Raw genomic sequence first — 8,523 nt, 5'->3', positions numbered from 1 at the left:
AACGAGAAGTTATTCAAGAACGGGAACGAAACGTCGCGGGCGCCAATCTGCAGCGGCACGATGTAGTTCATCAGGCCGGTGACGAAAGGCATCGCCACGAAAAAGATCATGATCACGCCGTGGGCGGTGAACACCTGATCGTAGTGATGCGCATTCATATAACCTTCGGAGCCGTTGAAGGCGAGCGCCTGCTGCAGACGCATCATCACGGCGTCCGCGAAGCCGCGCAAGAACATCACGAGACCGAGGATCATATACATGATGCCGATCTTCTTGTGATCGACGCTGGTGAACCATTCCTTCCAGAGATAGCCCCAGACGCGGAAATAGGTGAGGCCGGCCACGAGCGCGATGCCACCGAGCGCAACGGCGCAGAAGGTGGCAACGACGATCGGCTCGTGCAGCGGCAGCGATTCAAAGGTGAGGCGACCGAAGATCAACTTCGCCAGCCCGGTGTTTTCAGCAATTCCGGTTGCAGCAGACATGAGAATTGATCCGGATCAGGTGTTGGACGCGCGTCGCTCAGCGGGCGACGGCGCAGGCGTGAATTGGAAGGGCTCAGTCGCATTGCGACGACGCGGCAGGCCGGCACCGCTCATTGGTGTCGAGTCGCCTGGCGTGAAGGTGCGATCGGCAGCTTCGCGGATCGCGTCGGCGACGGTGCAAACACTGGCGACGTAATTTTTGACCGCGGCCGAGCCGTCGAGCTGCGAGACATTGTACTTGAGCGGCAGGATATTACGGGCGCTGGCGAGACCCATGCCCCCCTTCGAGTCAATTGCCATCATCTCGCTCATGCACATCTTGCCGGGCTGGGCACATTGATTGAGGATCAGCTTGTACAGATCGGCATCAACGCTGTTGTAGAGCTTCACCGGCACCTTCTCGCTCGGCTTTTCGAGCTCAAGATAGGCGTCGCGGCTCAGCTTTTCCTGGCTGCCCTTGGCCTTGGCGATCCAGGCATCGAAGCCTGCCTGATCAACACCGTGGAAGGCGAAGCGCATGTTGGAGAAGCCGGCGCCCGAATAATTCGCCGAGAAGCCTTCATATTTGCCTGCCTTGTTGATGACGGCGTGCAACTTTGTCTCCATGCCCGGCATCGCATAGATCTGGCCGGCCAGCGCGGGGATGTAGAACGAGTTCATCACCGAGGTGGCCGTGATCTTGAAGCGGATCTGGCGATCCACAGGAGCGGCGAGCTCGTTCACCGCAGCCACGCCATATTCCGGATAGATAAAGAGCCACTTCCAATCGAGCGCGACGACCTCGACCAGCAACGGCTCATTCAGAGTCGCGGCATTGCCGGGCCCGATGCGGTCAAGGCGGCGATACGGGTCGAGCAGATGGGTGCTGCTCCAGGTGATCGCGCCGAGGCAGATGATGATCAGCAGCGGGATCGCCCAGATGACGAGTTCGAGATGGGTGGAGTGATCCCAATCCGGCTCATACTTCGCTTCGGTATTCGCCTGACGGTACTTCCAGGAGAAGAAGACGATCAGGAACATCACCGGGATAATGATGAGCAGCATCAGAACGACGGACACGACCACGAGATCGCGCTGCTGCACTGCGATGTCACCCGCAGGATTCATCACGACGAAATTGCAGCCGCCAAGCAGGCCAACCAGCGGCAGCAAAAGGAGGATTCTCAGGCGGCTCAAGGTCTTACCCATTCGATAATGTCCGTTTGCGCGCACGGTTAGGCGCATTTGCTGCAGGGCAACATTGGACAATTTGTCCAATGGTTCGGAACTGCGCTTCACGACAAATCGTCAACTAGCCGGCATGCATTCTTGCGCCGAATTCAGTATATGCAACCTACGATACAAATGGATTGAAGATATGGCGCAAGCGCAATCGACGATGGAAGAGGATGCCCGTCGCCTGCACGCGGACAGCCATGGTCAGGTGAATCCGGGTGAGATCGCTATCGGCGTGATCATCGGGCGCACGTCGGAATTCTTCGACTTCTTCGTTTATGCGATCGCCTCGGTGCTGGTGTTCCCGAAACTGGTGTTTCCGAACCACGATCCGCTCACCGGCACACTCTATTCCTTCGCCATTTTCGCGCTGGCTTTCATCGCTCGCCCGATCGGTACCATCATCTTCACCGAGATCGATCGCCGCCAGGGCAAGGGCGCGAAGATGACCATCGCGCTGTTCCTGCTTGGCGTCTCCACCGTCGCCATCGCCTTCCTGCCTGGCTACGAGACAATCGGTATCGCGTCGGCCTGGCTGCTCGCCGCCGCACGCATCGGTCAGGGCTTGTCCTGGGGCGGTACATGGGACGGCCTTGCGTCACTTCTCGCGCTGAACGCGCCCGAAGGCCGCAAGGGCTGGTACGCCATGATCCCGCAGCTTGGCGCGCCGATCGGCCTGATCGTCGCCTCCGCGCTGTTTGCCTTCTTTGTCGATACATTGTCGGCTGAAGACTTCCTCGACTGGGGCTGGCGCTATCCGTTCTTCGTCGCTTTCGCCATCAACGTCGTCGCGCTGTTCGCCCGTCTCCGCATGGTTGTGACGCCTGGTTACACCGAACTGTTCGAAAGCCGCGAACTCGAGCCGTCGTCGGTGCCGGAGACGCTGGCGCAGCAGGGCCGCACCATCGTGGTCGGCGCTTTCGCACCGCTCGCTTCATTCGCGCTTTTTCACATGGTCACGGTGTTTCCGCTGTCCTGGGTGTTCCTGTTCACCCGTGAAACGCCCGGTCGCTTCCTCGTGATCGAATGCATCGGCGCCGTGGTCGGCATCATTGCGATGCTATTCTCGGGCTACATCGCTGACAAAGTCGGCCGCCGCACGCTGCTCGCCGGCTCGGCGATTGCGATCGCGGTGTTCTCCGGCTTCGCCCCGCAGATGCTCGACGGCGGTCTCGTTGGCGAACTGGCCTTCATGATCCTCGGCTTTATCCTGCTCGGTCTGTCGCTCGGCCAGTCTTCGGGTTCGGTCGCCTCAAGCTTCCGCAAGCGTTATCGCTACACCGCTTCGGCGCTCACCACCGACCTTGCCTGGTTGTTCGGCGCCGGCTTCGCGCCGCTGGTCGCACTCGTGATGTCGAGCCATTTCGGCCTGCCATCGTCGGGCATCTATCTGCTCTCAGGCGCGGTCTGCACGCTGCTGGCAATCTCGATCAACCGCCAGTTCGCCAGCCGCGACGCGGAAGCGGTTCAACCGTAAGCTTTATACGTAAGATAAAATGAAACGGGCCCGGCTAACAGCCGGGCCCGTTTTCGTTTGAGCCTGGATCGGATCAAGCGATGGCGCCGCCATCCACTGTGAGGCCGGTGCCGGTGATCTGACGTGCCGCCGGGCTGGCCAGGAACGCGACGGCGGCCCCGATGTCTTCGGGCTTGCCGTAGTGGCCAAGCGCAATCATCGCGCGCTGCGCTTCGGCGTTCTCGCCCTGCGCCGGATTCATGTCGGTATCGGTCGATCCCGGATGCACCAGATTGACCGTGATCCCGCGCGGACCGAGTTCGCGGGCCAGGCCTCGGGTGAAGGACAGCAGGGCGGATTTCGACATCGAATAGACCGTAACGCCCGCGAACGGCACGCGCTCGGCGAGGCCGGAGCCGATCGAGATGATGCGGCCGCCCTCGGTCAGCAGCGGGATGGCCGCCTGTGATGCAAGCACCACCGAGCGCACATTCACATTCAGCAGCGCGTCGATATCGGCAAGGCTCATCTCCGCCACGAGGCCACCGCGGGCAATACCGGCATTGTTGACCAGAATGTCGAGCCCACCGAGCTTGTCGGCAGCTTCCTGCACAGAGCGCTTCACGGCGGTCGCGTCGGCGCTATCGGCCTGGATCGCGAACGCGCGCCGGCCGATTGCCTCGATTGATCTCACAATGTCCGCGGCGCGCTCGGCTGATTTCTCGTAAGTGATTGCGACATCTGCACCTTTTTCCGCCAACGCCCATGCGATCGCAGCCCCGATGCCGCGCGAGGCGCCGGTGACGAGAGCGCGTTTTCCAGCAAGTTCAGTCATGACTATTTCTTTCTGTATTGAACGATACAGAAATAGCTAAGCGCGTTGCGTCGAATGGTCAAGATTATTATATATCGAACGATGCAGAATTCGGAAAAAGCTCCCGTCGCCCCCAAGCCCGCTCGCGGCCGACCCCGTGCGTTTGATCGGGACAAGGCTCTTTGCGCTGCAACCCGCCTGTTCTGGCAGAAAGGCTTTGCCGCCACGTCCATCTCCGACCTTACGGAGGCCATGGGGATCGGCTCTCCCAGCCTCTACGCAGCCTTCGGTTCGAAGGAAGCGCTTTATTGCGAGGCGCTTCGTTATTACGGAGAGAGCCACGAAGCCATGGTCTGGAGCGGCTTCAACGCAGCCCTGACATCCCGCGCAGCGGTGGAAGCCTTGCTGATGGACTCGGCGGCGGCACTGACGGGATCGGACGGGCGCACCGAGCCACTCGGCTGCATGGTGACCCTCTCCGCGGCCGGCAGCGAAGGCCATGTGGAACTCGGCGAGATCGTGAAGTCGGCGCGCGGCGCCGGGCTCTGTCGCCTGAAGGAGCGGCTCGCACGCGCGGTGCGTGAGGGCGAACTGAGCGATGCGACCGATATCGATGGACTCGCGCGCTTCGCCATGGCCGTGCAGAACGGCATGTCGGTGATGGCGCGCGACGGCGCGAGCCGCGAAGAGCTGGAGGCCGTCGCCCGCCACACAATGGCGGGATGGGACGACCGGACTGGCGCTCAGCGCGACAGCGGCGTGTCATCCTGATGCAGGATACGCTCGGCCGCGCCTTGCAGGTCGTCATACTGGCCTGATTTCAGCGACCACAGGAACGCCGCGAGGCCGCAGAAGCCGAGACCAATGGCGATCGGGATCAGGTAGAAATAGTCCGTCATTCGGCCGGCTCCATGCGCATGGCGATGGAATTCTTCGCTCCGGTTTCGCGCGCCGTATCGGATACGCGCCGTCCACGCAGGCGTAGTGCATTGGCGACAACGACGATCGATGAGCCGGACATCGCAATCGCTGCAACCAGCGGCGTGACATAACCAAGAATGGCAATTGGCACAGCGATAAAATTGTAACCGACGGCAAGCGCCAGATTCTGCCGCACCAGTTTCTGCGCTTCGCGCGACACGTCGATCGCCAGCGGCACTGCTTCGAGATTGTCACGCAAGAAGACAAGATCGGCCGCATTGCGTCCGACATCCGCAGCAGAGGCCGGCGCCATCGAAGCATGCGCGGCCATCAGCGCCGGCGTGTCGTTGAGGCCATCGCCGACCATCAGCACTTTCTTGCCAGCCTTGGCGAGATTGGCGACGTGGTCGGCTTTTCCACCCGGCAAAACGCCCGCAAAAGCGGACACACCGAGCGCCCCCGCAAGCGCGCGCACGGGCGCCTGACGATCGCCGGAGACGACTTCGATGGCAAAACCATCCTGCTTCAGCTCCGCCACGCTGTCGGCAGCGCCAGCGCGCAGGCTGTCTTCGAAGCGGAAATCAGCAAGGCGCTTGCTGTCGCGCGAAAGCACCACCGACGACGTATCGATATCGGCGCCCGCCACGCAATCCAGTGCCCATTCAGGACGGCCAAGCCGCAGCACGCGGCCGCCCATGCACGCTTCCATGCCGCAACCGGGTATTTCCGCAATTGAATCGAATACGAGTGGCGGTGTTGCAGCCGGTGCCACCGAGGCCAATGCGCGCGAGAACGGATGCCGCGAATGGGCAGCGATGGTGCCGGCCAAAGTCAGCATCGCCGGATCCAGCTTGTCGGCATCGACCAGACGAGGATTCCCCTGAGTGAGGGTGCCGGTCTTATCGAACACGATCGTATCGACCTCGGCGAGACGCTCCAGCGCGCCGCCATCCTTGATCATGATGCCGGCCTCGAACAATCGCCGCGCCGCGACCACCTGCACCATCGGCACCGCGAGACCGAGCGCGCAGGGGCAAGTGATGATCAGCACAGCCACTGCAATGGTGATGGCATGATGCCAGTTGCCCTCAATGAGCATCCAGCCGATCAGGGTGAGCAGTGCCGTGAGATGCACCACCGGTGCATAGAGCGACGAGGCACGATCGGCGATGCGGCGATAGGCAGAACGCCCCTGCTCTGCCGCTTCCATCATCCGCAGCATTTCAGCGAGGAAAGAATCATTCGCTGCGGCCGTCGCGGTGATTGTCAAAGGACCGGTGAGATTGAGCGTACCGGCACGCAAATCGGCGCCGGGCTGCGCCGGTTGCGGCACGCTTTCACCAGTCACCAGCGACACATCGAGCTCGGACAGCCCCTGTGTGACGACGGCATCCACCGGCACGCGCTCGCCGGCTGCAAGCAGGATCGTCATGCCCGGCTTGATTTCCGCGACGGGCAGATAGGTCTGCGAACCATCCGCCTGCTGCACCAGCGCACCGCGGGCTGCAAGACGAGCCAGACCTTTGACAGCCACGCGGGCGCGTTCGCGCATCATGTGATCCAAGGTGCGGCCGATCAGCAGGAAGAACAACAGAGACACCGACGCATCGAAATAGGCATGCGGGCCATGGATTGCGGTCTCATACAGGCTCATGCCGAAAGCCAGCGACACGCCGAGTGAGATCGGCACGTCCATATTGGTGCGGCCGTGGCGCAGCGCCTGCCAGGCCGAGCGGAAGAACACACGGCCGGCATAGAGCAGCGTCGGCAGCGCGATCAGTGCGGATAGACCGTGAAACAGATCGCGCGTCGCAGGCTCCGCGCCAGACCAGATCGAAACCGAGAACAGCATGATGTTGCTGGCCGCGAAGCCGGACACTGCAAGGGCGCGGATCAACTCGGACAGCGTCGCATCGCCGGCATCGCCATCGACCTCGAACAGATGCGCCTCATAGCCGACATTGCGCAGCGTCTCGATAAAGGGCGGCGGCGTGTCGAGATCGGCCCGCCATTTGATGGTGACTCGCTTGCTGGAAAGATTGACCCGCGCCGAACTGACACCCGTAAGCCTGCCCAGCGCCTTCTCGACAGTATGGATGCAAGCGCCGCAATGCACATCGGGCACGGAAAGGTCGGTCTGCCGAAGGTTGCCGGCGAGTGGACGGCTGGCGAGCAGAATCTCACGCGGGTCCGTTGTCGCCAGCATCGCCAGTTCTGCGCCCGTGTCACAGCAACTCATGAGAGACCTCGCTAGTCCGCGCCGGACACCTCAGCACCCGGCTTCATCGCCACATAGGCGTGCCATGTCCCGTGACCAAGCACGGGAAACACAATGACCATAGCGAGGAGACCGGTCATGACATTGATCAAGAACAAACCCAAAGCGATGGCCGCCCAGGTAAGCATCACCGGCAGATTGGCCCAGACCATCGCCATACTGGTGCCCACCGTGAGCGCATCGCCCCGTTCATTGAGCAGCATGGGGATGGCGAACAAACTGATAGCAAAACAGAAAGCGGCGAAAATGCCGCTCACGGCGGTGCAAACAGTCAACATCGCCCAACCGATCGGTGTGGTGAACAGCAGGGCCGCCACACCATCGGGTCCGGGGAACGGATTAACGTCAGTCCTTCAGGTCGTAACGATAGGACTTCGAGACGATCTGCCAGCCATCGGTCAGCTTCATCGCCACGAGATAATCGGTGAAATAGCGTGGCGGCAGCTGGCAGCGAACCTTGATGAAGGCGGTCTTGTCGTCGGAACGATCGACGCTGACGATCACATCGTCCCGCGCCTTGCCTTCGGATTTCGCCGAGGTGCGCGTGCGCACCGCAGCCAGCCAATCCGGCACGGTCAGAACCTTCAACTCGCCCTTCTCAACCCAGCGCAGATCTGCGCTGTCGGCAAAGATTGCGCCGAGCTTGTCGGCATCAGCCTCATAGAGGCCGTCGAAATAATGCTGGATCACCGCCTCGACGGTCGAACGATCATAGGCCACGGCAATTCCTCATGGAGAGTCAAACCGCACACATTATGACACAGAAATTGCGACCGGCATACTATACCGTTGAATTGCATCTCCTGCGTGACCGCTCAGACAATTTGTCCAAGCTTCACAACGGTCGAGCGGGTGCACACTCCTAAAAACCATCCGTTTCGAGGTGTCGATGCAGGTTTCCGAGGTCCGCCCGACCATCGAACGTGATCCCGTCCTGGCCGGTGCACAATTCGCCGATGCTTTCAGCATTACGGCGGATACCACGGCACTGACAGCGCGCGAGGCCGCCGAGCGCATGCTCAGCCACTCGCCGAGATGGGTGCAGGCCTTGATGAACCTGCGCGACATGATGGTGGCGCCATTCGGCTTGAAGACCACGCGCTCGGCCCGCCACGCCGACATGGACAAGGTCGGCTTCTTTCCCGTGCTGAGCGAGACGCCGGAGCGGCTGGTGGCCGGCTTCAACGACAAGCATCTCGATTTCCGCGTAGTCGTGGATATCGCGACCACCAGCGGCGGCCAGCGCATCACGGCAACCACCATTGTGCGCATGCATAACTGGCTAAGGACGCACCTATCTCACGCTGATTACGCCATTTCATCGCATGGTCGTACGTTCCATGCTGAAGCAGGT

Annotated in this window: 9 protein-coding genes and 1 pseudogene; 3 read left to right on the top strand and 7 right to left on the bottom strand. The window is 61.4% G+C overall.

Annotation, left to right across the window (positions count from 1 at the left end; genetic code table 11):
• Positions 1 to 485: cbb3-type cytochrome c oxidase subunit I (locus ACIQ2A_RS24540; protein WP_398484415.1), on the bottom strand; the 485-nt coding region annotated here is incomplete at its 3' end.
• Positions 486 to 500: 15 nt separating this feature from the next.
• A complete protein-coding gene (gene cyoA, locus ACIQ2A_RS24535; protein WP_398484413.1) occupies positions 501 to 1,661 on the bottom strand; it encodes a ubiquinol oxidase subunit II in 1,161 nt (386 codons plus the stop codon).
• A gap of 181 nt (positions 1,662 to 1,842) precedes the next feature.
• Between cyoA and ACIQ2A_RS24530 the strand changes: the two genes are divergently transcribed.
• Entirely contained in the window at positions 1,843 to 3,177 is a 1,335-nt protein-coding gene (locus ACIQ2A_RS24530) for an MFS transporter (RefSeq protein ID WP_398484411.1), read from the top strand.
• Positions 3,178 to 3,250: 73 nt separating this feature from the next.
• Here the strand turns inward: ACIQ2A_RS24530 and ACIQ2A_RS24525 are convergent, their stop codons facing one another.
• Entirely contained in the window at positions 3,251 to 3,991 is a 741-nt protein-coding gene (locus ACIQ2A_RS24525; RefSeq protein ID WP_398484408.1) for a 3-oxoacyl-ACP reductase family protein, read from the bottom strand.
• 81 nt (positions 3,992 to 4,072) lie between these two features.
• Between ACIQ2A_RS24525 and ACIQ2A_RS24520 the strand changes: the two genes are divergently transcribed.
• Positions 4,073 to 4,741, top strand: coding sequence for a TetR/AcrR family transcriptional regulator (locus ACIQ2A_RS24520; RefSeq protein ID WP_398484406.1), 669 nt, complete (start codon positions 4,073 to 4,075; stop codon positions 4,739 to 4,741).
• On the opposite strand, the gene ccoS is transcribed toward ACIQ2A_RS24520, so the two are convergent.
• The 4 genes and pseudogenes from ccoS to ACIQ2A_RS24500 form a co-directional block, all read right to left on the bottom strand.
• Positions 4,714 to 4,869 (bottom strand): cbb3-type cytochrome oxidase assembly protein CcoS, encoded by a 156-nt coding sequence (gene ccoS, locus ACIQ2A_RS24515; RefSeq protein WP_398484404.1) that lies wholly within the window; start codon positions 4,867 to 4,869, stop codon positions 4,714 to 4,716. The two genes, ACIQ2A_RS24520 and ccoS, sit on opposite strands and share 28 nt — an antisense overlap.
• Positions 4,866 to 7,130: a cation-translocating P-type ATPase gene (locus ACIQ2A_RS24510; protein ID WP_398484401.1), complete on the bottom strand. Its 2,265-nt coding sequence runs from the start codon at positions 7,128 to 7,130 to the stop codon at positions 4,866 to 4,868. Before ACIQ2A_RS24510 ends, ccoS begins: the two co-directional genes overlap by 4 nt.
• A gap of 11 nt (positions 7,131 to 7,141) precedes the next feature.
• Positions 7,142 to 7,507 (bottom strand): annotated as a pseudogene (locus ACIQ2A_RS24505) (DUF2189 domain-containing protein); the annotation flags it as partial.
• Between the two features lie 7 nt (positions 7,508 to 7,514).
• The gene (locus ACIQ2A_RS24500; RefSeq protein ID WP_398484399.1) at positions 7,515 to 7,889 is read right to left on the bottom strand and encodes a nuclear transport factor 2 family protein; all 375 of its coding nucleotides are present in this window, start codon (positions 7,887 to 7,889) and stop codon (positions 7,515 to 7,517) included.
• Between the two features lie 169 nt (positions 7,890 to 8,058).
• On the opposite strand from ACIQ2A_RS24500, the gene ACIQ2A_RS24495 reads away from it, so the two are divergent.
• On the top strand, positions 8,059 to 8,523 hold a 465-nt coding region (locus tag ACIQ2A_RS24495), incomplete at its 3' end, for a DUF2867 domain-containing protein (RefSeq protein ID WP_398484397.1).

It is taken from the genome of Tardiphaga sp. (genome assembly GCF_044336785.1).
GTDB lineage: Bacteria > Pseudomonadota > Alphaproteobacteria > Rhizobiales > Xanthobacteraceae > Tardiphaga.
The sequence above is the reverse complement of the archived record's forward strand: the minus strand, read 5'-3'. Positions and strand labels throughout refer to the sequence as shown.